The organism is Nonomuraea sp. NPDC049695, from assembly GCF_040674955.1.
Classification (GTDB): Bacteria; Actinomycetota; Actinomycetes; order Streptosporangiales; family Streptosporangiaceae; genus Nonomuraea; species Nonomuraea helvata.
Genome location: NZ_JBFANV010000027.1, coordinates 1 through 23,936, shown reverse-complemented (window position 1 = coordinate 23,936; position 23,936 = coordinate 1). Strand labels below are relative to the sequence as shown.

The window sequence follows — 23,936 nt, the reverse complement described above, 5'->3', positions numbered from 1 at the left end:
CGGGCCGTCAGGGACTCTTCCCGGGTGCCGGATTCTTCTTTATCCTCGTGCCCAAAGAGTCTGTGAACGTTCACAGCCAAAGGAAGGCCGGATTCTGTCCTCATAGGCGCATTCTTCGGGCATATCACCGCCACATCTGTCTGTGAGCGTTCACACAAGCCAAGGAGATCGGATGGCCGTCTTACCAAGGATCCGGGTAACGCTCCTGCTCACGCTCGCGACGCTGCTCGCGGTCATACCGTTGAGTCCCGCGCCCGCCTCCGCCGCCACGCTGTCCATGCGCGGCGCCGACGTCTCCTCGCTCCAGCGGAGCCTGGACCTCGGGGCCAAGTACTACAACGCCGCCGGGACGGCCGCGGACCCCCTGGACATCCTCAAGGGCGCCGGAGTCAACTACGTCCGGCTGCGCATCTGGAACAACCCGGCGAGCGGCTACAACAACAAGGCCAAGGTCCTGGCGTACGCGAGGACGGTCAAGGCCAAGGGCCTCGGCCTGATGATCGACTTCCACTATTCGGACACCTGGGCCGACCCGGGCAAGCAGTTCAAGCCGGCGGCGTGGGCGAGCCACGGCATCAGCCAACTCCAGACCGACGTCTACAACTACACCTACGACGTCTGCAACAGCCTGAAGGCGCAGGGCACCACGCCGGACAGCGTGCAGATCGGCAACGAGATCAACGTCGGGATGCTCTGGAACGACGGCAAGGTCGTCAACAACGACTTCACCAACCTGAGCCTGCTGCTCAAGGCGGGCTACAACGCGACCAAGGCGTGCAACAGCGGCACCCAGGTGATCATTCACACCGCCGACGCCGACAGCCTCGCGAACGCCCGCTGGTTCTACGACGGGATCCGTGCCAAGGGCGTGCCGTGGGACATCACCGCGCTGTCGTACTACTGCATGTGGCACGGCTCGCTGTCCAACCTGTCCACGGTCCTCAACGACGTGCGCTCCCGCTACGGGAAGCCGGTCATCGTGGCGGAGACCGCCTACCCGTTCACCGCCTCCAACGCCGACAGTGAGCCGAACGTGATCGGCGGCTCGGCGCCGTGCTCGGGCTACCCGGCCACCTGGACAGGCCAGGCGAACAACTTCACCGCGGTCCAGAACACCGCCCGCAGCGCCGGGGCGATCGGCGTCTTCTACTGGGAACCGACCTGGTACGCCATCGCGGGCAACGGCTGGGACCCCGCCAACATCAACGGCACCGGCGACCAGTGGGACAACATGGCCACCTTCAACTGGACCGGCGGCATCAACCCCACCATCAGGTGGACCCCGTAGACCCCGGCTGAGGTCACGCTGTCCATTCAGCTGGCCAGGATCGAGCTGCGCGTGGCGTACCGGGCGCTGTTCGACCGCTTCCCGGACCTGCGGCCGGCCGCACCGCCGGAGGAGGTGCCGATGCGCACGGACATGACCATTTACGGCGTGCGCCGGTTGCCGGTGACTTGGTAGCCACGGGTGACGAAGGCCGGCGCGACGATGCCGTCCGGCCCCTGCCTCCTCGGCCGAGGAGGCAATGGCCAGGGCCGTGGCATCGATCGCGCCGGCCGGCGGTTCGCGGATCAGCCGACGGCGTCCCCGCGGACGATCATCAGGGTCCGCCGACGGCGTACGCCCGGACGATCGTCTGCGTCAGCCGGGCGCCCGCCGAGTCGGCCACCGCGGCACGGAGGGAGACGAAGCCGGCCGTACGCGGGTTCGGCAGCACCGCCGTCCAGCCGGAGCCGGTGCGGGCGACCGCGACCGGACGCCAGGTCGCGCCGTCGTCGACGGACATCTCCAGCCGTACCGACGTCACCTCCGCCTGCGCGGAGCCGGGGTTGCGTTCGACCCGCAGGGGCAGGCGAGTCACGCTGCCCGGTGCGGCGCGGTTCGACGTGTCCAGGCCGGCGGGGCTGTAGCGGACCGCCATCAGCGGCAGCGGCTGCTCCTTGGCCGTGGCCGCGGAGCGGAACGTCCACACCGACTCCACCCCGGTGGACAGCGCCGAGTACGGGACCTGCCTGCGCATCGACGCGGTCAGCGTGTAGGCGCCGGTCCCGGCGGGCAGGTCGGCGCGGAGCTCGCATCCTTCGGTCTGGTAGACCTCGCAGTCGGCGAGCTGGGCCGTGGCCAGCACCTGCCCGTTCTTCGCGAGGGTGGCGGCGCCGGTGGCGGCGGTGTCCGAACCCGACCTCCCCGGAGCGCTGTCGGAGAACAGGCCGACCGCGGAGAAGGTCAGCTTGTTCCCGTTGCGGTTCCCGCCCGGCAGCAGGAACGACGGCCCGGTGACCGCCGCGTTCCAGACCTCGCCGGTCTCGCCGCGCTCGGCGCGCCTGCCTCCGTCGAAGATCAGTGAGGTGCCGATCTGGAGCCCGCTCTGGTAGGTCAGCCCCGGGGTCCGGTACTGGACGAGCGTGCCCGGCAAGGGGATGTCGCCGACCAGCCATCCCAGGACGAAGCCCGGGGACTCGCCGGCGAGGTCCGGCCCGGCCATCGGCAAGCCCGTGGCGGCCGTTCCGGAGGCCCGGTAGGTCGCGGTGACCTTGGCCAGGTCCCGCTGCCTCACGTTGTAGGCGGGGTCTTCGGGGATGCCGTCGGTGCGCTGGTCGACGAGGCTGTAGACGTACGGGCTGGGGGTGGCGTCCTTGCTGAGCCACGTGGTCGTCAGCGTGTACGTCAGGCCGGGCCGGCGGACGGGGACGACGAAGAGCCCGGAGTTGACGTCCGTGCCACCGGTCAGCGCCCAGCGGTTCCACGCGCCGTGGGCCAGCCTGTAGTCGTAGCCGCGCCTGGGCGTGGCGGTCGGGTCGTCGAGGGTGACCTTGGCCTGTTTACCCTGACGGGCGTCCACCGTCAGCCGCTGGTCGGCGCCGTCGACCCGCAGCGGGGAGTCGGCGAGGGTCCGGACGTACGTGCCGTCGATCTTCTCCATGATCTCGGTGAAGACGTTCCAGTCGCCCTCGAGCAGCCGCACCTTGGCCACGCCGTCGCGGAAGGCCGGCATATGGACGGTCCCGGTCTTGGCGTCGTAGATCTGGCTGTCCAGGGGGTTGACCGGCTGACCCTGCCTGCCGAGGGCGGTGATGGTGACGTCGTATGACTCGGGCTCGACGTAGGCGCCGGCCAGCGTGCGCACCACCGTCTCGCCCGACCTGGCGGTGACCGTTCCCGGGTAGTCGCCCGGAGCCTTACCGGCCGCGTCGATGGTGAGCGTTATCGACGCCTTGCCCTCGGCCGGGACCTCCAGCCGATCGGCCGACAGCTTCAGCACCTCACCGTCGGCCGTCAGATCGAGCCTGACCGGAGCGTCGCCCTCGTTGGAATAGGTGATCGTCTTGGTCGCCACCCGCTCGCCGGAGCCGTTCCAGGGGAAGGCGGCCCAGACGTTGCCCTGATCGGCCGTGACCGGCTGCGCGAGCACGCGCCTCAGGTCGATCAGCCCGGCCCCCTGCTGGTAGAGCGGCGCGTCCTGAACCGGCGCGGCGCTGCCGATCAGCGCGGACTTCAGCTGCGCGCCCGTCCAGTCGGGATGGCGCTGGGCCAGGATCGCCGCCGCCCCCGCCACGTGCGGGGAGGCCATCGAGGTGCCACTCATCGTCTGGTACGGACCGTCGGCGGTGCCCGCGGCCGCGGCGGCCACGATGTTCACGCCCGGCGCGGTCACGTCGGGTTTGATCGCGTGATCGCTGACGCGCAGCCCTCGGCTGGAGAACTCGGCCATGCGGCCCTGCTTGTCCACCGCGCCGACGGTGAGCGCCGCCTCGGCGCTGCCGGGGCTGCTCACCGTACGGTCGGCGCCCGCGTTGCCGGCCCCCGCGACGAACAGCGTGCCGGTCTGCTCGGACAGCCTGTTGACGGCCTGCTCCAGCGGGTCCAGGTCCGGGCCGTCCACGTCGCCGAAGCTCATGTTGACGACCTTGGCCTTGACCTCGACGGCCGCCCATTCCATGCCGGCGAGGATGGCCGAGTCCGTCGGGCCCTGCGGACCACCCACCTTCCCGATGGCCAGCCGCGCCTCCGGCGCCACCCCTCGGTACTTCTCACCCCGGCCCGCCACGATCGAGGCGACGTGGGTGCCGTGGCCGAGGTTGTCGCGGATATCGGGTTCGTCGCTGAAGTTCCGCTCCTGCGCGACCGCGTCCTTGAGGTCCGGATGGTCGGGGTCGTAGCCCGAGTCGAGGACCGCGACGGTGACGCCCTTGCCCGTCAGGCCCTGCTGCCACGCCTGCGGGGCGCCGATCTGCTTGACGCTCTCGTCCAGAGAGAAGGACCTGCGTCCGTCCAGCCAGAGCTTGGTGCGGCCCGCCGCCGGCGTGCGGGCACCGGTGAGCTCCCGCCACGTCTGGGCGGCGTTCGCCTTGGGCACGCGTGCCGCGTTCATCCCGAGGCTGGACAGCTGCCGGACCTGCCGGAAACCCTGCGGGCCCGTGGTCCCCTGGGAGATGACGGGGATGTCCGGAGTGTCGGCGTCCCCGTAGTGCCAGGCCAGCAGCTGGGTGACGTCGAACAACCGCCGGTCCAGCACGCCCTGGGCGATCAGCGGCATGGCGTCGGAAGGGGTCACGTACAGGTGACCTGCGAGCACCTGGCTCGAGAAGTCCACCTGCCTGCCCGGCCCGGGCTCGACGCGGTGCCCCCGGCCCATGACCACGACACGGTCACCGGTGATCAGGGTCACCCCGTTCACCGGCTGAGACTGTGGTGCCGTTGTCGATGCCGGTGGCGGTGCCGGTGTCGGCGTCACGCCGACCGTCCCCGCCAGCAGAGCGGCGAGGAACGACTTGCCTAAAGTCATGATCAACCTCGTCTGTGCGGAGAAGGACGCTACTGGGGAATCTGGTCCGTCCAGTCGGTGGTCACCGACATGAGTCCCTTGGTCATCCCCAAGCCTCCGTCGTCGCCAAGGAAGAGGTTGGTGCGAGTCACCCGAGAGGTCTCGGGATCGATGACCAGCTTGATCTCCCGATACCCCTCGGGATCAGGGATCCGCAGTTCCTGCCCGCCTTCGACCGCGCCCGCGTTCTGGACTCCCGGCAGCGCGGCGAGCGCCTGGAACGCCGCGGAACGAACCTCCGACGGCACCGGCAGCGCTGTGATCAGCGCGATCAGGGTGATGACCGGGTCACCTCGCTTTTCGGATGGGAGCATGCCGCTGTCGCGCCCTTTACGCTCGGCGATCCACGCCTTCAGCGCCTCGGGATCCGTCGGCAGGCTTTCGAGGTCCTCGAAGCTGACCTTGGCGCCCTTGAGCTTGAGCGGGTTCGGGTCCGGTACGACGGCGCCGGGAGGGTCTTCCGGCTGGTTCTTGGACCAGCGCCGGCCGTCGCGCCCGGTCCAGGTCTCCGCCGGCGGAATGTCGCTGTTCAGCCAGTCACGTCTGACGTGCCAGTACTTCCCGGAGCCCTGCGGCGTGCGTTCCGCGCTGGCGGCGGCCACGAGCAGGATCTCCCTCGCAGAGGCCGGTGCGGCGGCGGTCGTCGCCGTCACCGTGGTGGTGCCGACGGTCGTCGTCGCCCCCGTGGAGACCACGACCGCGGTCACGGCCGCCGCGGCGGCCAGCGCGGTCGCCGGCGCGAGCCAGCCGATGCGCCTGCGCGCGCGGCCACGCGCCCTGTCCTGGAGCCGGCTCCTGCTGCGGGCGGCCGTCTCGGCGGACGGCTCGGGCTTGTCCAGCAGAGCGGCGAGCCGCCCTTCCAGGTCATCCATGAACGGTCTCCTTGTCGATGAGGGCGTGGATCTTCGCGCGGGCCCGGCTCAGCCGTGAGCCCACCGTGCCGGTGGAGATGCCGAGCGCCTGTGCCACCTCGTCGTAGCTGAGCTGGGCCAGGGCCACGAGCAGCAGCACGTCGCGCTCGCCGCCGGTCAGCGCGGCGAGCGCCTTGGCCAGGCGCGGCTGCATGCGCTGAGCCGCGACAGAGGTGACGACCCGGTTCTCGTGTCCTTCCACGGCGGGTTCGGGGGCCAGCTGAGCCAGCGCCCGGTAGTGGCGTGCCTCTTTGCGGCGGTGTCTGGCCACCAGATTGGTGGCGAAGCCGAACAGCCAGGGCCGCAGGCCCCCGCGTTCCGGGTCGAACCGGTCGCGCCGGTCGAAGGCCAGCAAGAACGTCTCGGCCGTGATGTCCTCGGCCACCTGGGTGTCGAGGCGGCCTGCCACATACAGGTAGATGTCGCGGAAATAACGGTCGTGCACCGCGGTGAACAGCTCGGGGTCGCGCCGGTACCCGGCGACGAGCTCGGCGTCGGTCATCCGCTCGCCGACTTCGGCGGTCACGTTCCCGTCTCCGTCATAAGTGTGCCTTCCGGATGGTGAACAACGATCATCCATCCTTCGCCGCAAGCCGGGATCGTCTTCCCAAGGGTGCGGGTGGCCGGAGCCGGGAACGTCGCCGATGAGCCTCCTAGCCCTTGAGCCCCGTGGTCGAGATGCCCTCGGTGATGCGACGCTGGAAGATCAGGAAGAAGCCCAGGATCGGGATCAGCGACAGCACCGCCATCGCGAGCATCGGGCCCCACGTGGAGCCGCTGCTGGAGTCGAGGAACGCCCGGAGCGCGAGTGGCACCGTGTAGGTGGACACATCGCTCAGATAGACGAGCTGGCTGAAGAAGTCGTCCCAGGTCCAGATGAAGGTGAAGATGGCGGTCGTGATCAGCGCGGGCCGCGACAGCGGCAGGATGACCCGCCAGTACACCAGGATGGGCCCGCACCCGTCGATGCGGGCCGCGTCGTCGAGCTCGCGCGGCAGCGACCGGATGAACTGCACCATCAGGAAGATGAAGAACCCGTCCACGGCCAGGAACTTCGGCACGATCAACGGCAGGAACGTGTCCACCCAGCCGAGATACTTGAACAGCGTGTACTGCGGCACGATCAGCACGTGGATCGGCAGCATGATCGACATCAGCATGATCGCGAACCAGAGCTTCCTGAACCGGAAGCTCAGCCGGGCGAAGGCGTAGGCCGCCATCGAGCACGACATCACGTTCCCGGCCACGGCCGCCGCGGCGATGACGAACGAGTTCGCGAAGAACCCGCTGAAGGGCACTCCCAGCGCGGTCCACCCGGTGGCGTAGTTGTCCGCGACCACGGTGCCGGGCACCAGCCCGGGATCGGTGAAGATCTCGTCGGCGGGCTTGAACGAGGAGCTGATCAGCCAGAAGAGCGGATAGAGCATGACGAGCGCGCCCACCACGACCAGCAGGTGGACGGCCCAGCGGCGCTTAGTCGGCATAGTGCACCCAGTACTTCGCGGAGCGGAAGGCCAGCGCGGTGAAGACCGCGGTCACCAGGAGGAGCACCCAGGCCAGCGCGGAGGCGTAGCCCATCCGGAAGTTGCCGAAGCCCTCCTGGTAGATGAAGAGCGTGTAGAACAGCGTGGAGTCCGCTGGTCCCCCGGTGCCGCCGCTGATGATGAACGCGGGCGTGAACGCCTTGAAGGAGTTGACCGTCTGCAGCACCAGGTTGAAGAAGATGATCGGGCTGAGCATGGGCAGCGTGATGCGGAAGAACGCGCGTACCCGGCCGGCGCCGTCCACCGCGGCGGCGTCGTAGAGCTCGGCGGGGATCTGCTTCAACCCGGCCAGGAAGATCAGCATGGGTGAGCCGAACTGCCAGATGTGCAGCAGGATCAGCGTGTAGATCGCGTACTGGGGAGTGGAGATCCAGCTCGGCCCCACGATCCCGAAGTACCGGAGGGCGTCGTTGATCAGGCCGTCCGCCCCGAAGATCTGCCGCCAGAGGATCGCCACCGCGACGCTGCCGCCCAGGAGCGAGGGCAGGTAGTACGCGGCGCGGTACACCCCGATGCCGCGCATGGGCCTGTTCAGCAGCACCGCGACCAGCAACGCGAACGCGCCGGACAGCGGCACGGAGAAGACGACGTAGATCAGCGTGACCCGGACGGCGTTGACGAAGTGCGGGTCGTCGGTGAGCATCCTGGCGTAGTTGTCCAGTCCCACGAAGGACGGGGTGGTGAGCAGGTCGAAGTCGGTGAACGACAGCGCCAGCGAGGCCAGGATCGGCCCGCCGGTCAGCAGGAGCAGACCGGCGAACCACGGCAGCAACAGCAGGTAGGCCGAGCGTCCCTCTACTTGAGCAGGCGTCGGGCTTCTTCGAAGAATCGGGACACCCCCTCATCGATCGTGAGCTTGCCGAAGCCGATCTGCTGGTTGATGTTGGTGAGCACCTTGTTGTGCAGCTCACCGGCGCCGAGCGGCTGCGGTGGAGGGAGCGGACCGATCTTCGGCTTGAGCGCGTCGATGTAGCCGTACACGAGCTGCTCGGACGGCGACGCCTTGGGCCGCAGCGCGTCACGGACGGGAGCCGCGGGCGGGATGCCGCGTTCGGAGCCGAGCGGGCCGGCCACGTCCACGTCCGCGACCAGCGCGTTGACCAGGGCCACCGCGTCATCCTTGGCCTTGCTGCCGGCGCTGACGGTCAGCAGCATGGACGGCTTGTAGTACTGGCCGGGTTTGTCGCCCGTCGGGTAGGCGTGGATGCCGATCTCGTCCTTGGTGAGCGAGGTGTAGGCGGTGAGCTGGTTGGACCAGGCGAAGTCCATGACCGCCTTACGGGTGGCGACCAGGCTGTTCTGCACGTCGCCTGCCGCGGTGGCCTGGACGTCCGGCGGTGTGGCCGCGCCCGACTTGCGCAGACCGTCCCAGAACGTGAACCACTCCTTCAGGTCGCTCTCGTCGTAGGCGAGCTTGCCGTCGGCGGTGAAGAACATCTTGCCCCGCGTCAGCAGCCAGTTCTCCAGCGCGCCGCCGTCCTGGGCGCCGTCCTCGGTGCCGAAGACGCCCTTGCCCGCGAGTTTCTTGGCCAGCTCGCCGTACTCGGGCCAGGTGAAGGTGTCGGGGATCTCCACGCCGCGCTCGGCCGCCAGGGTCTTGTTGACGATGAGGCCCATGGAGTTGACGCCGAACGTCACCGCGTACTGCTTGCCGTCGATCTTCCCGGCGTTCACCACGTCGGGCTCGAAGCCGGACAGGTCCAGGCCCTTGCCTACGTACGGGCCCAGGTCCAGCAGGCTGCCGCGCCTGGCGTACTCGCCGAGGTAGGAGTAGTCCATCTGGATCACGTCGGGGGCGTTGCCGCCCGCGGTCTGGGTCGCCAGCTTCTCCCAGTAGCCTTCCCAGCCGGAGAACTGGGTCCTGATCTGGAGGCCGGGCTTCTTCTTCTTGAAGGCGTCGATGGCCTTCTGCGTCGCGGTGTGCCGTGCCGTGCTGCCCCACCAGGCGAACTGGAGGCCGGCGCCCGAGCTTCCGCCTCCGGCGCAGCCGGCCAGGGTGAGGGTGGCCGCGACTGCGCCGACCTGGAGGAATCCTCGTCTGCTGAGATCGCTCATGCGGGGGGTGTCCGTCCATGAACCGTGCCAAATATTTAACTCAGGACGTTAATTGCGCCGTAACGATCACGTCAACGCCCCGCCTCAAACGGTTGCAGGTTCGTGACGCTCTGCCACGTTCGTCCTGCTCTTGACAGACGGCCGCGCGGCGCGGAACCTGACTACGTAGTCAGGGACAAGGAGCCGCGATGTCCGGGCCGGGAAGCAGGCCACCGAGCAGCACCGACGTGGCTCGGCTTGCGGGCGTGTCGCAGAAGACGGTCTCCCGGGTGCTGAACGGCGAGCCGTACGTGAGCGAAGAGGTTCGCGAGCGGGTGCTGGCGGCGGCGCGCGAGCTCGGCTACCGGCGCAACACCGCGGCCCGCGCGCTCCACCTGGGCCGCTTCCACCGCATCGGCGTCGCCGCGCTCGGCTCCTCCCTCTACGGCCCGTCCTCCCTGCTCGTCGCCCTGGAGCGGGCCGCCAGGGAGATCGGGTACGCGCTCTCCGTGGTCAACACGCTCGAAGGCGAGGACGGCGGCCTCATGAGCGCCGTCGAAGAGCTGCTCGGGCAGGGCGTGGACGCCGTCGTGGTGTCCGACCCGATCGATGAAGGTCAGGCGCCCCGCCTCGACCGGGACGTGCCCGTGCTCAGCTTCAGACCGATCCCCGGGCTCGACGGGCCGCGCGTGGTGGTCGCCGGATCGTCCGGCGTGGACGCGGGCCGGCAGGCGACCGAGCACCTCCTCGGCCTCGGGCACGCCACCGTCTGGCACGTCGCCGGGCCGAGCCGCTGGTGGGCGGCGCGCGATCGGGCGCGCGGCTGGCGGGAGGCGCTGGCCGCGGCGGGGGCCGCCGAGCCGCCGCCGCTGGAGGGCGACTGGTCCCCCGCGTCCGGATACGCCGCCGGTCGGATCCTGGCGGCCGACCCGGAGGTCACGGCGGTGTTCGCGGCGAACGACGACATGGCGATCGGCGTGCTGCGCGCGCTGGCCGAGGCTGGGCGCGCGGTGCCCGGAGAGGTCAGCGTGGCCGGCATGGACGACATCCCGGCCGCCGCGTACCTGTCGCCGCCCCTGACCACCGTCCGCCAGGACTTCGAGGCCGTCGCCCGCCGCGGCCTGGCACTGCTCGTCGAGCAGATCGAACGCTCCCCGGGCCCGCGTGCCCACGACGACCTGCCCGCGCGCCTCGTGGTGCGCCGGTCGACCGCACCCCCGACCGCGCCCCCTCCTGGGGCCGAGCCATGAGAGGAAGACCCGTGTCACGAGTGCTCTTCGGCGCCGCCTACTACCCCGAGTACCACCCCGCCGAGCTGCTGAAGACCGACCTCGACCTGATGGCCGAGGCGCGCTTCTCGGTGATCAGGGTCGGCGAGTCCGTCTGGTCCACCTGGGAGCCCGAGAACGGGCGCTTCGACCTCGACTGGCTGCGACCGGCCCTGGACGGCGCGCACGAGCGCGGCATCTCCGTCATCCTGGGCACGCCGACATACGCGGTGCCGCCGTGGCTGGCCCGGCTGTACCCGGAGATCGCCGGCGAGCGGGCCACCGGGCAGCGCCTCCCCTGGGGCGCCCGCCAGGAGATGGACTTCACGCATCCCGCCTTCCGCTTCCACGCCGAGCGGATCATCCGCAAGGTCGTGGAGCGGTACGCGGATCACCCGTCGGTCGTCGGCTTCCAGGTCGACAACGAGCCGGGCCTGCACCTGCTGCACAACCACGCCGTCTTCCAGCGCTTCGTGGACCGGCTGCGCGACACGTACGGCGATGTGGAGACGCTCAACCGGGAGTGGGGCCTGGTCTACTGGTCGCACCGGTTGTCGGACTGGTCCGACCTGTGGCGGCCGGACGGCAACGCCCAGCCCCAGTACACGCAGGCGTGGCGGCGCTTCCAGGCCGACCAGGTGACCGAGTTCATCGCCTGGCAGGCCGACATCGTGCGCGAGTACGCCCGGCCTGAGCAGTTCGTCACCACCTGCATCGCCTACGACCGGCCTGCCGTGGCCGACGAGGACCTGACCCGGCGGCTCGACGTCACGGCGGGCAACCCGTACTACACGATGCAGGACGGCTTCGCGCTGCCCGCGCCGCAGGACGGGCCGCAGAGCTGGATGAGCAGGAACACCTGGGCGCTGTATCTCAGCGCGGACCGGATGTTCTCCTCGCGGCAGGAGCCGTTCCTGGTCACCGAGACGAACGCGCAGGCCATCGGCCCCTCCTGGGTGAACCAGCCTGCCTACGACGGGCAGTGGCGGCAGGCCGCCTGGGCGCTGGTCTCCCGCGGGGCCTCCATGATCGAGTACTGGCAGTGGCGGACGCTGGTGTTCGGCACCGAGACGTACTGGGGCGGCGTGCTGCCGCACAGCGGACGGCCCGGGCGCACGTACCGGGAGATCGCCCGGCTCGGCGCCGAGCTGGAGACGGCCGGGGACCTGGTCGCCGGGCTGATCCCCGACGCCGACGTGGCGATGCTCTACTCCACGCCGAGCAAGTGGGCACTGGCCGCGCAGCCCGCGCTCGCCCATCCGGACGGCGGCCCGGACGAGCGGTCCTACCAGGGCATCTTCGAGCCGTTCTACCGGGGGGCGTTCGACGCGGGCTGCCAGGTGCGGGTGCTGCACGCCGCCCAGGCCGTCGCCGAGGACCCGGCCGCGCTGGCCGGGCGGCACCCGGTGCTCGTGGCCGCCGGACTGTACGTGGCCGACGACGCCACGCTGGACTGGCTCACGGCGTACGCGGCCGCCGGCGGGCACCTGGTGCTCGGCCCGCGCACGGGGTACGCCGACGCGGAGGCGCGGGCGCGCAGGGAGGTGCAGCCGGGCCGGCTCGCCGAGGCCGCGGGCGCCTGGTACGACGAGTTCAGCAACCTCGACGGCGAGCTGCCCGTCCGAGGTCCGAAGCTCCCGGACGGCGCCGCGGGCACCCGGTGGGCGGACGGCCTGCAGACGGACGGGGCGCAGGTGCTGGCCTCGTACGAGCACCCGCATTTCGGGCAGTTCGCGGCGATCACCACGCAGGCGCACGGCCAGGGCCGCATCACCTACGTCGGCACCGTGCCGAACCCGGCGCTGGCCGAGGCGCTGTTCCGCCGGCTCGTGCCATCGCCAGGGCCGTGGGCGGACCTGCCGGCCGGCGTCACCTCGACCGGCGCCACCGCACCCGACGGGCGGCGCGTGCGCTTCCTGCACAACTGGGGGTGGGAACCCGCGTCCGTACGGGTGCCCGTGCAGGTCAGGGACGTGCTCGGTGATGCCGACCTGGAGGCCGGGGCGGAGGTGCGACTCGGCCCGTGGGACGTACGGGTGCTGTTGGAGACGGCGGGCGGCGACGTACGCTGATCACGCGCCCGTACGTGCCAGGAAGGAACCGCATGGCCGTCAACGTCACTGTCTGGAGCGAGTACTACCACGAGCCACGCGAGGAGGCGGTGCGCCGCATCTACCCCGACGGCATCCACGGCGCCATCGCGGAGGGGCTGACCGAGGTGCTGGGCGACCAGGTGCGCGTGCGCACCGCCGTGCTCGACGAGCCCGAGCACGGCCTGACCGACGAGGTGCTGGCCGGCACCGACGTGCTGACCTGGTGGGGCCACATGGCGCACGAGGAGGTGAACGACAAGGTCGTGGAGCGCGTGCGGCGGCGCGTGCTCGGCGGGATGGGCCTGCTGGTGCTGCACTCGGGCCACTACTCCAAGATCTTCCGTGTGCTGATGGGCTCCACCTGCACGATCACCTGGCGCGACGCGGCCGAGCGCGAGCTGGTCTGGACGGTCGCGCCCGGCCACCCCATCGCGCGCGGCGTGCCCCGCCCGCTGGTCATCGAGCAGCAGGAGACGTACGGCGAGCCGTTCGGCATCCCGGAGCCGGACGAGCTCGTGTTCATCAGCAACTTCAGCGGCGGCGAGGTGTTCCGCAGCGGCTGCTGCTTCCGCAGGGGCCTGGGCCGCATCTTCTACTTCAGCCCCGGCGACCAGGAATATCCGATCTACCACCACCCCGATGTCCGGCGCGTGCTGGCCAACGCGGTCCTGTGGGCCGCCCCGTCCGACGGCGTCGGCGAGCCCCTGCAGAACGCCCACACCCCCATCACGTGGTAGGCGCGGCATGACTTTCGACACGATCGCAGCGGACAGGCCGCTGCGCGGCGTGGTGGTCGGCGCCGGCTTCATCGGCGGCCAGTGGGCGCCCGAGCTGCTCGCCCACCCCCAGACCTCGCTGGCCGGCTGGGTGGACGTTGACGAGGAGCGCGCCCGCGCCGCCGCCGGCAAGCTCGGCCTCGACGACCTGCCCGTCAGCGCCTCGCTCACCGCCGTGCTGGACGGCGAGGAGCCCGACTTCATCGTCAACTGCACCGTCCCCCAGGCCCACCACGACGTGACGGTCACGGCGCTGCGGCGCGGGGTGTCGGTGCTGAGCGAGAAGCCCATGGCGGTCAGCCTGGACGAGGCCCGCTCCATGGTGCGGGCCGCCGACGAGTCCCGGCGGCTGTTCGCGGTCAACCAGAACCGCCGCTTCATGCCCACGCTGGTGGCCTTCCGGCGCACGGTGGCCGATCTGGGACCGCTGGGGCTGCTGACGTCGGAGTTCTTCATGCCGTACCGGAACAAGAATTTCCTCGACACCCTGGAGCATCCGCTGTTACAGGACATGGCGATCCACCTGTTCGACGCGGCGCGGGCGGTGTCGGGGGCCGATCCGGTCTCCGTCTACTGCGAGTCGTTCCGTCCCTCGTGGACGTGGTACGCCGGGGCCTGCTCGGCCACCGCGATCTTCGAGATGACCGGCGGCCTGCGCTACACGTTCGCCGGGAGCTGGTCGGCGCCCGGGCAGCCGACGTCGTGGACGGGCAGCTGGCGGGCCGCCGGCACGCGCGGGACGGCGCTGTGGGGCGGTGACGGCCATGCACCGACGGCCGAGGCGGCCGACGGTCAGGTGGTGCGGGCGTACGCTCCCGGCTCCGACCCGTTCCCCGGGCGCCGGCGCTTCGGCGGGCTGGCCGAGGGGCTGGAGGAGTTCGTGACGGGGCTGCGTACGGGGCGGGCGCCGCAGGGCGAGTGCCACGACAACATCCGCAGCCTGGCCATGGTGACCGCCGCCCTCGAATCGGCCCGCACGGGCATGCGGGTCCCGATCACGCTCTGACTCCGCGGCGCGGCCCCCGGACGTTATGATGGGGGCCGCGCTGCCGGGCGCGTCCGGTCCGCGGGGAAGGGATCATCCCACCGGCGGCATCTCCCCCGTGGTCGACGGACCTCGGCCCGAGCACGCGTCCAGAAGTACGCAGGCGACCGGGTCGGCGCCGAGCCCGCCGATCAGGCTCCATCCCTGGCCTTCGGCGATGGAAAACTTGGTGAAGCCGGGCCACGTGGTGGGCGCCATCGGCTCGGTGTACGTGGACGGCAAGCGGGTCGGGAAGGGATCGGCCGGGTCCCGCCTGCTCAACGGCGAGGGCGGTGCGATCCCCTCGACCGCCCGCTACCGGATCGGCTCGCAGACCAAGACCATGACCGCCACCGCGGTCCTGCAACTGGTCAAGGAAGGCAAACTGGGGGATCAGGCAAAGTTGTTGGGGGCGGCGGCAGCGTTCTAATATGTCAATAGTTCGCGAAGCGTCGTCACAATGGGAATGAGATGCCGGACCCCAAGGATCTTGCGTTCGAGGCACTGGCAGACAGCACCCGGCGGCAGATCCTGGGCCTGCTCGCCGAGCGGGGCGAATGCACCGCCTCCGAGATCTCCGACGCCATCACCCATGTCGGCCGCACCACGGTGTCGAGCCACCTCCGGGTGCTGCGCATGGCCAATCTGGTGGCCGAGCGCCGCGACGGACGCTTCCGCTATTACTCGCTCGCCCGCAGACCCGCTCAGGACATGGTGGATTTTCTTCAGCGGTTGTATCAGGGATCGCTCGCCGACCTCAGAGACAGCGCGGAGCATCAGGCTTCGGCTGACCACAGCGAGGCGACCGATTGGGCGCAATCTTCGTAACCGACGAGACCCACGTCAACGCGCGACCGCGGGACGTGTTCGCGCTGTTCGGGCACGGCACGGGAGCCGGATGGCTGTTCGACGCGACCTTCGACGCGCTGCGGCCGGGCGCCGTGGTGCGCTTCCGCATCCCCTGGCCGTACGGAGACGGCACGCTGGAGGCCACGGGACGGATCGTCGCCGTACGGCAGGACAGCCGCATCGTGCTGGCCCACGAGACGCCGTGGCGCGGCAGGGTCGTCTGCACGCTCACCCCGTCGGGCTCCGGCACCAGGGTCAGGGTGGTGGCCGAGATCGACGACACGGGGATCGAATGGCTGCAGGCCCTGCACGGCCTCGATCCGCCTGAGCCGGCGGCCGAGCCGGGCACACACCCGATCGGCCTGCTGGTCAGCCTGTCGGGCTCGGCCAGTGTGTTCGCCGCGGCCAGCGAGAACGTCGCCCGTATGGCCGTGGCGGAGGCCAACGTCGATGGCGGTGTGCGCGGCAGTCCGCTGCGGCTGGTGGTGGCCGACGACGCCACCGACGTGCGCGTGGGCGCGGCTCGGATGCGGCGGCTGGTCCGGGCGGGTTGCCAGGCGGTGTTCACGAACGTCACCTCGGCGACATTCGACGCCATCGACCCCATCGCGCGCGCCGCCGGTGTCCTGCTGATCTACACGCCGGTGAACGAGGGCGGGCGAGCCGGCCACGGGCTGCTGCGCCTGGGAGAGCGGCCGGAGGGGCAGCTTTCGCTCGCGGTGCCGTACCTGATGCGAGACTCCGGCGGGCGGCGCTGGTATCTGGCGGGCAACGATTACGTGTGGCCGCGGGCGAGCAACCGGCAGGCGCGGCGGATCATCGCGGGCTACGGCGGCGAGGTCACGGCCGAGCGGTACGCCGGGCTCGGCACGCGCCGCTTCGACCGGCTCCTTGAGGACATCGAGCGGTCGCGGGCCGACCTGATCCTCTCCACGTTCGTGGGCGCGGACGAGGTCGCCTTCGAGCGGGCCTGCCACGAGGCAGGACTGCGTGCGCGCGTGCGCACGCTCTCGCTCGCCCTGGACGAAGCGACCCGCGAGCACGTGGGCGACGCGGCGGGGACGGGCCTCTACACGGCCTTCGGCTACTACCAGCAGCTGCCCACCTCCGAGAACCGGGCCTTCCTCGACCGCTACCGCGCACGTTACGGCTGCATGGCCCCGCCGGTGTCGAGCATCAGCGAGTCGCTGTACGAAGCGATCCTCCTGTACGTGGCCGCGGCCCGGCAGACGGGCGGCGGCGAGCCCGCCGAGGTCGGCCGCGCACTGTCGGGCAGCTCACTTCGGGGGCCGAGGGGCCACGTCCGTGTGGCCAAGCCCGACCTCCTGGAGCAGGACATGCACCTGGTACGGGCGATCCCGGGCGGTTTCACGCACGAGAAGACCGCCGAACGCCCATAGTTCAATATGTCGTGACTCATTGACATATCTCGGATGGCGCGCATAACGTCACGGACAGTCGAGCCGTCCACGGAGGTACCCAGTGATCCCGTCACGACCACAGCCCATCCGCACCACCCAAGCCGTCGACCGGCTGCCTGACTTCCCCTTCGACTACGGCGCCTACCTGGCTCGGGAGCCGTCCGGGCAGCGCAAGTTCATTGGAACGCTCCCATCGGCCGCCGAGGGGCACAAGGTCGCGGTCATCGGCGCCGGCGCCTCCGGGCTGATCGCCGCGTACGAGCTGATGCGCATGGGCCTGCGGCCGGTCGTCTTCGAGGCCGAGATCGACGCCGCGGGGCGGCCCAGGATCGGCGGGCGGATGTTCACCCGCTCCCTCGACCCCGCCGACCCGGCCAAGGCCGAGATGGGCTGCATGCGCTTCCCCACCTCGGCTTCCCTGCAGCGGCAGTACGTCGAGGAGTTCGGCCTGACCTACGAGCTGTTTCCCGACCCGTTCGTCACCAAGGCCGTGGGCCTGACCACCGTCGACATCGACGGCCGCCAATACTCGGCCTCCGACATCACCGAGTTCTACGCCCGCTACCCGCAGTTCGCCGAGATCGGCCGCGCCTGGAACCAGGCGCTTGAGCTGGTGGACTTCAGCGCGCTGGTCAAGGCCATCGAGAGCGGCGACACCGACGACGTCAAGCGCCTGTGGAACCCCCTCGTCCAGCGCTACAACACCATCAGCTTCTACGAGTTCCTCGTGCAGAGCGGCGCCATGACGGCGGATCAGATCCGGGTGTTCGGCCTGGTCGGGTTCGGCACCGGTGGCTGGGACTCCTTCTACGACATCTCCTGGCTGGAGATGCTGCGCCTGCTCGTGACCGGCATGGACACCGACCAGATGCTGCTGGTCGAGGGCGCGAGCGCGTTCGCGGAAGGCTTCTGGAAGCACGCGCCCGACGATGTCCGCCACTGGCCGAAGGGCACCAGCCTGGCCTCCCTGCACGACGACGGCGCGCCGCGCGGCCGGGTCGTCGCGATGGAGGGCAACCGCGCGCGGTCCGGCTGGATCGACATCACAGTCGAAGACGGACGTACGGAGACCTACCAGGCCGTCCTGCTCACCCCGCAACTGCACGCCGTCGAGACCCAGATCGCGCTGCCGCGCAACTTCCCGCCGGACTCCGGGCAACTCCCGCTGTTCGGCGACAAGCTGTGGAACTCCATCCACAAGACCAGCTACTGGCAGTCGGCCAAGACCTTCTCCATGATGCCCGTGCCCTTCTGGACGGACGGCTCGGGAACGTACCGGATGGGGGTGACCCTGTCAGACAGCCTGCCGCGGGCCACCTACGTCTTCGACTACGGCCGCTACAGCCGCGTACCGGGCGGCAACCGCGCCTCCATCGCGCTCAGCTACACCTGGGCTGAGGACGCCATGAAGGTCAGCGCCTCCACGCCGGCCGAGCGGGTGCAACTGTTCGGCCGCGAGCTCGCCAGGGTCCACCCCGAGTTGTCCCACGACATCCAGGCGAACTGCCGCCCCGACAACTCGGTGACCATCTCCTGGGAGAACGAGCCCAACTTCCGCGGCCTGTGCAAGTTCAACCGCCCCGGCCAGTACGAGCTGCAGTGGAACCTGTTCTCCCACTTCATGAAGAACCAGGTCGACGGCGAGCCGGCCAACAACCTCTTCCTGGCCGGCGACGACATCTCCTGGTCGGCCGGCTGGGTGAACCACGCGCTGCAGTCGGGGTTGAACGCCGCCTGGGGGATCGCCAGGCTCGCCTTCGGCGCCGACACCAGCGCCAATCCGGGCCCCGGGGACATGTGGGAGCAGTTCGCCCCGATCCACCCCACAGAGGTGCGCAACCGCGACGACAACACGACGAGGAGCTGACCATGCCACGCGAAACCGACCTGCCCAGGCCCAGCGCGGACTTCGACAAGGACATGGAAGAGATCATCGAGGACCTCAAGCGGCTGGACGCCGAGCACGATCCAGGTAGGGAACAAGCCCGTCAGACCGGGGAGGAGATCACCGAGGACGCCAGGACCCTCGAAATGACGACCTTCGACGACCCCGTCGTGGAGAACGTCCAGGGAGGCGAGGTCGTCGAGAACCCCAGCGAAGCCGTGGCCACCGAGGACAAGGTGATCAAGGATCTGCGGGACAAGCTGGCCGCGCTGTCGTTGAAGTTCGCCGAGCAGGAGACGCCGCGCAAGCAGTACAACCTCGCGCGGTTCCTGGCCGTGTTCAGCATCGTCAGCTCGCTCGGCGCCGTCTCGACGCTGATCTACAACGGGCTGCGCAACGCCCAGCTCGACAAGCCGATGCCGCCGGAGATCCCGCCGGACACCGCGGCCAGGATCCGCGCTCTGGTCAAGCAGTGGGGCAACGAGACCGACCCGTACTACTGGCGGAGCCTGGCCGACTACACCGAGCTGTCCGCCAAGCACGGCACTCCCCTCACGCTGGCGGACCAGCTGCTGTTCATGGACTACACGATCGGGCTGTTCCCGGGCGGACAGCCGTTCCTCTGGGACTCTGGCGACGACCTCGTGAGCTTCGTCGACCAGCTCGTCACCGTCTACCAGAAAGCGGGCAACAGCCCGCCCGCCATGTACAAGCACGTCCCTGACCTGCGCTATCGCGACCAGCCGCTCCCCCGCGCCGTGGCCGCCGGGCTGCTGCGCTACGCGCTCACCCGGATCCTCGTCCTGCTCGAACCCGTCGTCTTCATCCAGGGGAAGGAGGGCGACGAGGGCGAGCTGTCCCGGCCCAAGGACGACGACGCTCAGCGCGAGGAGAGCAAGGAGGAGGTGGAGGTGGCACGCGAACGCGAGGAGTTCGCCAAGGAGAACAAGGAGACCGCCGCAGCCATCGACGACGCCGTCAGCCGCCTCACCGTCGACAGCACGAACTGCCAGGCGGTCGACGCCGCGCGGACATCCATGCCCGAGGTGACCAGCACCGCGATCAGCGACCCCGACCCCAGCCCTCGTCTGGACGAACTGCGAGAGGCGGGCCGCGTCGCCGCCGCCAAGACGGCCGACGCGAGCGAGGCGGCCGGGAACAACAACACCCGCCGCTACCTGGCCCGCTTCATCGGCCTGGTCGCCGTCGGGTCCTCGGCGGCAGTGATCATGGAGTACCTGATCCGGCTGGCGCGCAAGCAGTCCAGCGACGACCTGCCGCCCATCCCGCAGGACACCAAGGACAAGGTCGAAGCGCTCGCGCAGGCGTGGAACGCGCAGCCGGACGCCACGTACTGGAACAATTTCGCCGATTACGTCGACGGCCCCACGGGGCAGCTCACCGCCGCCGACCAGATCCTGTTCTGCAATTACACGATCCAGCTGTCCCAGTCGAACGGGTTCTTCCTGTGGGACAGCGCGACCGACAAGGCCGACATCACCGACCGGCTCGTCAAGGCGTACGAGGACCGGAGCAAGACCTCGGACATGTACCGGGCCGCGGCAAAGCTGACCTACCACGACAAGCCGCTGCCCAGGGCGGACACGGCGGACCTGCTGCGACTGGCGCTGTCCTGGGTCTTCCGGACCTCCTTCACCCCTGACCCGTTACGCGACGCGTCCCTGGAGAACGCCGAGCATCTGCGGCCGAGGGTCCATGTCGCGGCCGTGACGGACGGGGGTGACCGGAACGACTACGCCCGCGCGCTGCTCTCCCGGCTCTACCCCGACTTGCCGCCGCGCGCGGCCGAGGCGATCAGGAACCTCAACCTGGCGGAGGGCACGCCGTACGAGCTGCTGGACACGGCGAAGGTGATGGCGGCGCTGCCCACGGCGACCAGGGCCAGGCTCGGCGACCAGTACGCGCTCCTGCTGGCCAAGCTCAACCGGACCTTCCCCGTCCTCGACGGGGAACGACTGGTACGTTCCACCATCACCGCGCTGGCCGCGCCGTCAGAAGACCTGCCCGCCGGCACGGTCTGCCTGGTCCGCGAGACGAACCTGGCCACCGTCCACTACCTGCTCCCGCACATCGTCGTGGACGCGGCCACCGGCACGCCCCGGCTCACCGGCCTGCCCGCAGCCCCTGCCACCCCGCCCCCGCCCGAGCTGCCCCAGGTGCGGCTGTTCGGCGACGCCGCGAACGTGGCGCTCCAGGTGGCGGGCACCCTCGTGTGGGCCCTGCCTGAGCCCTGGGGCCCGATCGCCGCCGGTGGTGTGACGCTCATCGAGCTCCTGTTCGCGCAGAGCGACAACAGCAGCCCGTTCACCAGCGTGGTGACCCGGCTGGAGGACTTCATCAAACAGCAGGACATCAACCGCCACGCGACCATGGTCAAGGGCTTCGCCGACTGGATGGTCGAGCAGCAAGAGGTGCTGAAGGTCACGCAGGGCGACAACTCCAAGTACATCACCGACACGCTGCTGCCCGAGCTGCGCAAGATGACCGCGCCGGGGGACGACAGCGTGTACGACGCGGTCTACGACCTCGAGAACTACCTCCATGTCCCTGGTGCCTTCGACCTGATGGTGCTCGGCGTCTCGGTGCACCTGCTCGGTCTGAAGATGATCGTGCAGCTCGACGCCGTGCTCGCCTCTCCGGCGTACAAGTCGGTCGAGCCCACCCTGTACAACCAGTACACCCAGCTCTGGCTCAGCGACTACGCCAACTTCCACGCGGCGGTCATGGGCGGCCCCGGCCGCGCCGGCTGGGTACAGCGCGTCGGCCGGCACATCGCCGACTTCCAGACCGCCCGCCTCGCCCAGATCATCGGGCCCTACCGGTACGACTACCGCGAGTTCGTCTCCGCCGGCTCGATGTCGTTCACGAAGAACAACTGGGGCTGGACCTATCGCGACACCGCACTGGGCGAGGACGACCTGGCGCACTTCATGGTCGACACGTTCGAAGCCAGCGGCTGCTGCAACGCCGACTCCACCAGGGTCGAACACCGCTCGGAGGTCCACGTCGCCCGTGACCAGCACAGGGCGACGGTCAACCAGCAACTCGACACCCAGTACGGCAAGCACCTCACCACCGCCAAGGCCTGGCAGACGGCCATCGAGCAGTGGAACGAGCACCTGCCGCCGCAGCGGCCGACGCAGGCGCCGACGATCAGCCCGGACGGCTGGCGGTACACGACGCCGCGCGGCACGTACTGGGTGGACGGCAACCAGGTCTCCTACGCGGTGGCCTTCTCCAACCACAGCGGCCCCTCGCCGATCGGTCCCTGGTCCGAACCGCTGACCATCAGCGGCAAGGCGGGGCCGACGCTGACCGACCTGCCCGACGACCCCCTGGGGATGGCGGTCGCCCGGCAGATCTGGCGTCGCATCGACCTGCCGAACGGCACCAAGAAGGTCACGATCGCGGGCCTGACGACCAGCATGGACCAGCGCACGTTCAAGGACGACTCCACGTCCTGACCGCTCCGGGTCCCCGCCCCCCGGCGGGGACCCGGAGAGCGTCGCCGTCAGCCCCGGGTTGCTCGGGTTCGCGCCCAGCCCCAAAGACATCCCAGGTGCTTAGGGTGTCAAGCGGCGAGGGGTTTGGTGTGGTGTGACCAGGCGGTTGCTTCGTCGTAGAGAGTGTTGGTCTTCAGGCATCCATGCAGGATGCCGACGAGTCGGTTGGCCACCTGGCGGAGGGCGGCGTGATGGCAGACGTCGCGGGCGCGGAGCCGGTCGTAGCGGCGATCAACTCTCCCGGCCGACCAGTGGGGGCACGATCTTTGGGCGGGACTCAAGGTCCAGTAGCTATGAGTGCTCACCCACCGGCGGCTGTCCAGGCCCGAGTCTGCCGGAGCGGCTGGACTCGTTAAGAGTGATTAGTAGCGGTGCGTGACGATAGCTGATGCCGCAGCTGCGCGCCGACAACCTGCGACTGCGGCAGACGGCCGACCTGATGGAGGCCGCGTTGCGCTGGCTGGCCGTCACGTGCCCGTCCACCCCGAGAAGATCCGGCTGATGGACGGCACCCCGGTCCGCCCGCCGCGCGGTGCGTGGCTTGAACCTGGACCCGCGGATCCGCCAGGAAGTCGCCGAGTTCGACGGCAAGATCGGCATTGCGCTGCAAGAGCCGGACGGGGACTGCTTGTTCGCCCGAGTGCAGCCGTCCGGGGTGCAGATATGGAGCCCGTGGCGGCCATGGGCGCCTCCCCTACTGCCCGCTGAACGCGCTTGCAGTGCCGCTCAGGCCGCAAACGGCTACTCCTATGATCCCGGCTGAGGCTCTCCCGGGCGAGTCAAGTCTCAACCGCCGCCCCAACGCGCCGGCTGACACCCGCGTCCCACCCGGCCGCTCGCGACCGGGTTGGCTGGCGGCTGCTGGTCGGCGAACAGCGAGACCTCGTCATGCGCTTCCCTGCGCGCTCAGGCTGGCGGGCCTGCGTCACGCACCACCCGTCGGGCCTTCACTACGTTCCGACCGTGCCAGGCGAGTACGTAGCAGGCAAGTATGAAAGCGGCCCCGTCGGCGCCTCCCAGGATCACGCTCCGAACCAGGTCGTAGCCGCTCACCGCGGCGCGGTCGGTCCCCGCCCCGGCGGCGGCACCGACGATCGCAGCTATCCCGACCATGACCAGCACCGCGCCGCGCACCCGGCCCGCTACCCCCGGCAGCCGTCCCGGCCGGACAGGGGTCTGCCGGTACCAGAGCGCGAACCATCCGGCCAGGGCCGCCAGACCGCCTGCCGAGCTGGCGTACATGAGCACGTTGAACACCCGATGCGGGCCGATGACCGATAGCCGTAGCACCTGCCAGTGCGCGACCGCGAACCCGCCGGTCTGCGTGAACCCATCCCAGACCAGGTGCGTGGCCATCCCTACGAGCAGCGCCGCCACCGCCTCCGCCACCGCCCGGGCGGGCACCCTCCGCGGCGCGTCGGGCAGCCGGGCACGCAGCCCGGCGGGAGCCAGCGCGGTCAGCGGCGCCCGGACCACCTGGTGGAACAACACCAGCAGCACCGCGCCCACCGGCACCCCCAGCAGTAGCGGCCCCCACCATGCGTGCGTGCTCGCCGACGAGAACGGCAGGGGCAGGTAGTACGGCAGATCGGGCACCATAGCCCCAACCGCCAGCGCCGACGGCGGCAACCACCGCCGCACCGGCAGGATCGCCGCGACATGGCTCAGTGTGAACGGCACACGCCATTATCGGCAGTCGCCACCCGAGACGATGATCTTTATCGGAAAATTGTGGCACCCCGCCCCCGTCCTCCACCCGTGCGTCGGCCGCAGTTGCGGCC

17 protein-coding genes and 2 pseudogenes are annotated in these 23,936 nt (G+C 69.9%); 11 read left to right on the top strand and 8 right to left on the bottom strand.

The features are described from left to right. The first annotated feature begins 172 nt into the window (after positions 1 to 172). Both AB0J64_RS23520 and AB0J64_RS23515 read left to right on the top strand, forming a co-directional pair. A complete protein-coding gene (locus AB0J64_RS23520) occupies positions 173 to 1,288 on the top strand; it encodes a glycosyl hydrolase 53 family protein (RefSeq protein WP_364030301.1) in 1,116 nt (371 codons plus the stop codon). A gap of 27 nt (positions 1,289 to 1,315) precedes the next feature. Then, positions 1,316 to 1,462 (top strand): annotated as a pseudogene (locus tag AB0J64_RS23515) (cytochrome P450); the annotation flags it as partial. Between the two features lie 139 nt (positions 1,463 to 1,601). Here AB0J64_RS23515 and AB0J64_RS23510 read toward each other — a convergent pair. The 6 genes from AB0J64_RS23510 to AB0J64_RS23485 all read right to left on the bottom strand — a co-directional run bounded on the left by AB0J64_RS23510 (position 1,602) and on the right by AB0J64_RS23485 (position 9,336). After that, positions 1,602 to 4,679, bottom strand: coding sequence for a S8 family serine peptidase (locus tag AB0J64_RS23510; RefSeq protein WP_364030298.1), 3,078 nt, complete (start codon positions 4,677 to 4,679; stop codon positions 1,602 to 1,604). Positions 4,680 to 4,816: 137 nt separating this feature from the next. Continuing rightward, positions 4,817 to 5,698, bottom strand: coding sequence for a CU044_5270 family protein (locus tag AB0J64_RS23505; protein ID WP_364030295.1), 882 nt, complete (start codon positions 5,696 to 5,698; stop codon positions 4,817 to 4,819). Continuing rightward, positions 5,691 to 6,263: an RNA polymerase sigma factor gene (locus AB0J64_RS23500; protein WP_364030292.1), complete on the bottom strand. Its 573-nt coding sequence runs from the start codon at positions 6,261 to 6,263 to the stop codon at positions 5,691 to 5,693. The genes AB0J64_RS23505 and AB0J64_RS23500 overlap by 8 nt, the downstream gene beginning before the upstream one ends. Before the next feature lie 127 nt (positions 6,264 to 6,390). Next, entirely contained in the window at positions 6,391 to 7,221 is an 831-nt protein-coding gene (locus AB0J64_RS23495) for a carbohydrate ABC transporter permease (protein WP_364030289.1), read from the bottom strand. Then, positions 7,211 to 8,110 (bottom strand): sugar ABC transporter permease, encoded by a 900-nt coding sequence (locus AB0J64_RS23490; RefSeq protein WP_364030580.1) that lies wholly within the window; start codon positions 8,108 to 8,110, stop codon positions 7,211 to 7,213. Before AB0J64_RS23490 ends, AB0J64_RS23495 begins: the two co-directional genes overlap by 11 nt. Next, complete coding sequence (locus AB0J64_RS23485; RefSeq protein ID WP_364030286.1) at positions 8,077 to 9,336, bottom strand: extracellular solute-binding protein; 1,260 nt, start codon at positions 9,334 to 9,336, stop codon at positions 8,077 to 8,079. The genes AB0J64_RS23490 and AB0J64_RS23485 overlap by 34 nt, the downstream gene beginning before the upstream one ends. Positions 9,337 to 9,524: 188 nt before the next feature. Here AB0J64_RS23485 and AB0J64_RS23480 point away from each other — a divergent pair, with 188 nt between their 5' ends. From AB0J64_RS23480 to AB0J64_RS23440, 9 genes are all read left to right on the top strand, one after another. Next, positions 9,525 to 10,565, top strand: coding sequence for a LacI family DNA-binding transcriptional regulator (locus tag AB0J64_RS23480; RefSeq protein WP_364030283.1), 1,041 nt, complete (start codon positions 9,525 to 9,527; stop codon positions 10,563 to 10,565). Between the two features lie 11 nt (positions 10,566 to 10,576). Next, positions 10,577 to 12,655, top strand: coding sequence for a beta-galactosidase (locus AB0J64_RS23475; protein WP_364030280.1), 2,079 nt, complete (start codon positions 10,577 to 10,579; stop codon positions 12,653 to 12,655). 32 nt (positions 12,656 to 12,687) lie between these two features. Further along, positions 12,688 to 13,413, top strand: a complete 726-nt coding sequence (locus tag AB0J64_RS23470) for a ThuA domain-containing protein (RefSeq protein ID WP_364030277.1) — start codon at positions 12,688 to 12,690, stop codon at positions 13,411 to 13,413. A gap of 7 nt (positions 13,414 to 13,420) precedes the next feature. Next, a complete protein-coding gene (locus tag AB0J64_RS23465) occupies positions 13,421 to 14,458 on the top strand; it encodes a Gfo/Idh/MocA family oxidoreductase (RefSeq protein WP_364030274.1) in 1,038 nt (345 codons plus the stop codon). Positions 14,459 to 14,654: 196 nt separating this feature from the next. Then, a complete protein-coding gene (locus AB0J64_RS23460) occupies positions 14,655 to 14,906 on the top strand; it encodes a serine hydrolase domain-containing protein (RefSeq protein ID WP_364030271.1) in 252 nt (83 codons plus the stop codon). 41 nt (positions 14,907 to 14,947) lie between these two features. Further along, the gene (locus tag AB0J64_RS23455; RefSeq protein ID WP_364030268.1) at positions 14,948 to 15,304 is read left to right on the top strand and encodes a metalloregulator ArsR/SmtB family transcription factor; all 357 of its coding nucleotides are present in this window, start codon (positions 14,948 to 14,950) and stop codon (positions 15,302 to 15,304) included. Then, positions 15,286 to 16,725, top strand: coding sequence for an ABC transporter substrate-binding protein (locus AB0J64_RS23450; protein ID WP_364030265.1), 1,440 nt, complete (start codon positions 15,286 to 15,288; stop codon positions 16,723 to 16,725). The genes AB0J64_RS23455 and AB0J64_RS23450 overlap by 19 nt, the downstream gene beginning before the upstream one ends. Before the next feature lie 82 nt (positions 16,726 to 16,807). After that, complete coding sequence (locus tag AB0J64_RS23445) at positions 16,808 to 18,613, top strand: FAD-dependent oxidoreductase (protein ID WP_364030262.1); 1,806 nt, start codon at positions 16,808 to 16,810, stop codon at positions 18,611 to 18,613. 2 nt (positions 18,614 to 18,615) lie between these two features. Then, entirely contained in the window at positions 18,616 to 22,116 is a 3,501-nt protein-coding gene (locus AB0J64_RS23440) for a hypothetical protein (protein WP_364030259.1), read from the top strand. Between the two features lie 107 nt (positions 22,117 to 22,223). Here AB0J64_RS23440 and AB0J64_RS23435 read toward each other — a convergent pair. Together AB0J64_RS23435 and AB0J64_RS23430 are read right to left on the bottom strand one after the other, a co-directional pair. Next, a pseudogene (locus AB0J64_RS23435) lies at positions 22,224 to 22,379 on the bottom strand (IS110 family transposase); the annotation flags it as partial. Between the two features lie 682 nt (positions 22,380 to 23,061). Beyond that, positions 23,062 to 23,835: a DUF4184 family protein gene (locus tag AB0J64_RS23430; RefSeq protein WP_364030256.1), complete on the bottom strand. Its 774-nt coding sequence runs from the start codon at positions 23,833 to 23,835 to the stop codon at positions 23,062 to 23,064. Positions 23,836 to 23,936: the final 101 nt, after the last annotated feature.

Coding starts and splice junctions, on each gene's coding strand:
- AB0J64_RS23520 (WP_364030301.1), top strand. CDS start 173: ATGGCCGTCTTACCAAGGATCCGGGTAACGCTCCTGCTCACGCTCGCG.
- AB0J64_RS23505 (WP_364030295.1), bottom strand. CDS start 5,698: ATGGATGACCTGGAAGGGCGGCTCGCCGCTCTGCTGGACAAGCCCGAG.
- AB0J64_RS23495 (WP_364030289.1), bottom strand. CDS start 7,221: ATGCCGACTAAGCGCCGCTGGGCCGTCCACCTGCTGGTCGTGGTGGGC.
- AB0J64_RS23485 (WP_364030286.1), bottom strand. CDS start 9,336: ATGAGCGATCTCAGCAGACGAGGATTCCTCCAGGTCGGCGCAGTCGCG.
- AB0J64_RS23480 (WP_364030283.1), top strand. CDS start 9,525: ATGTCCGGGCCGGGAAGCAGGCCACCGAGCAGCACCGACGTGGCTCGG.
- AB0J64_RS23470 (WP_364030277.1), top strand. CDS start 12,688: ATGGCCGTCAACGTCACTGTCTGGAGCGAGTACTACCACGAGCCACGC.
- AB0J64_RS23465 (WP_364030274.1), top strand. CDS start 13,421: ATGACTTTCGACACGATCGCAGCGGACAGGCCGCTGCGCGGCGTGGTG.
- AB0J64_RS23460 (WP_364030271.1), top strand. CDS start 14,655: ATGGAAAACTTGGTGAAGCCGGGCCACGTGGTGGGCGCCATCGGCTCG.
- AB0J64_RS23455 (WP_364030268.1), top strand. CDS start 14,948: ATGCCGGACCCCAAGGATCTTGCGTTCGAGGCACTGGCAGACAGCACC.
- AB0J64_RS23440 (WP_364030259.1), top strand. CDS start 18,616: ATGCCACGCGAAACCGACCTGCCCAGGCCCAGCGCGGACTTCGACAAG.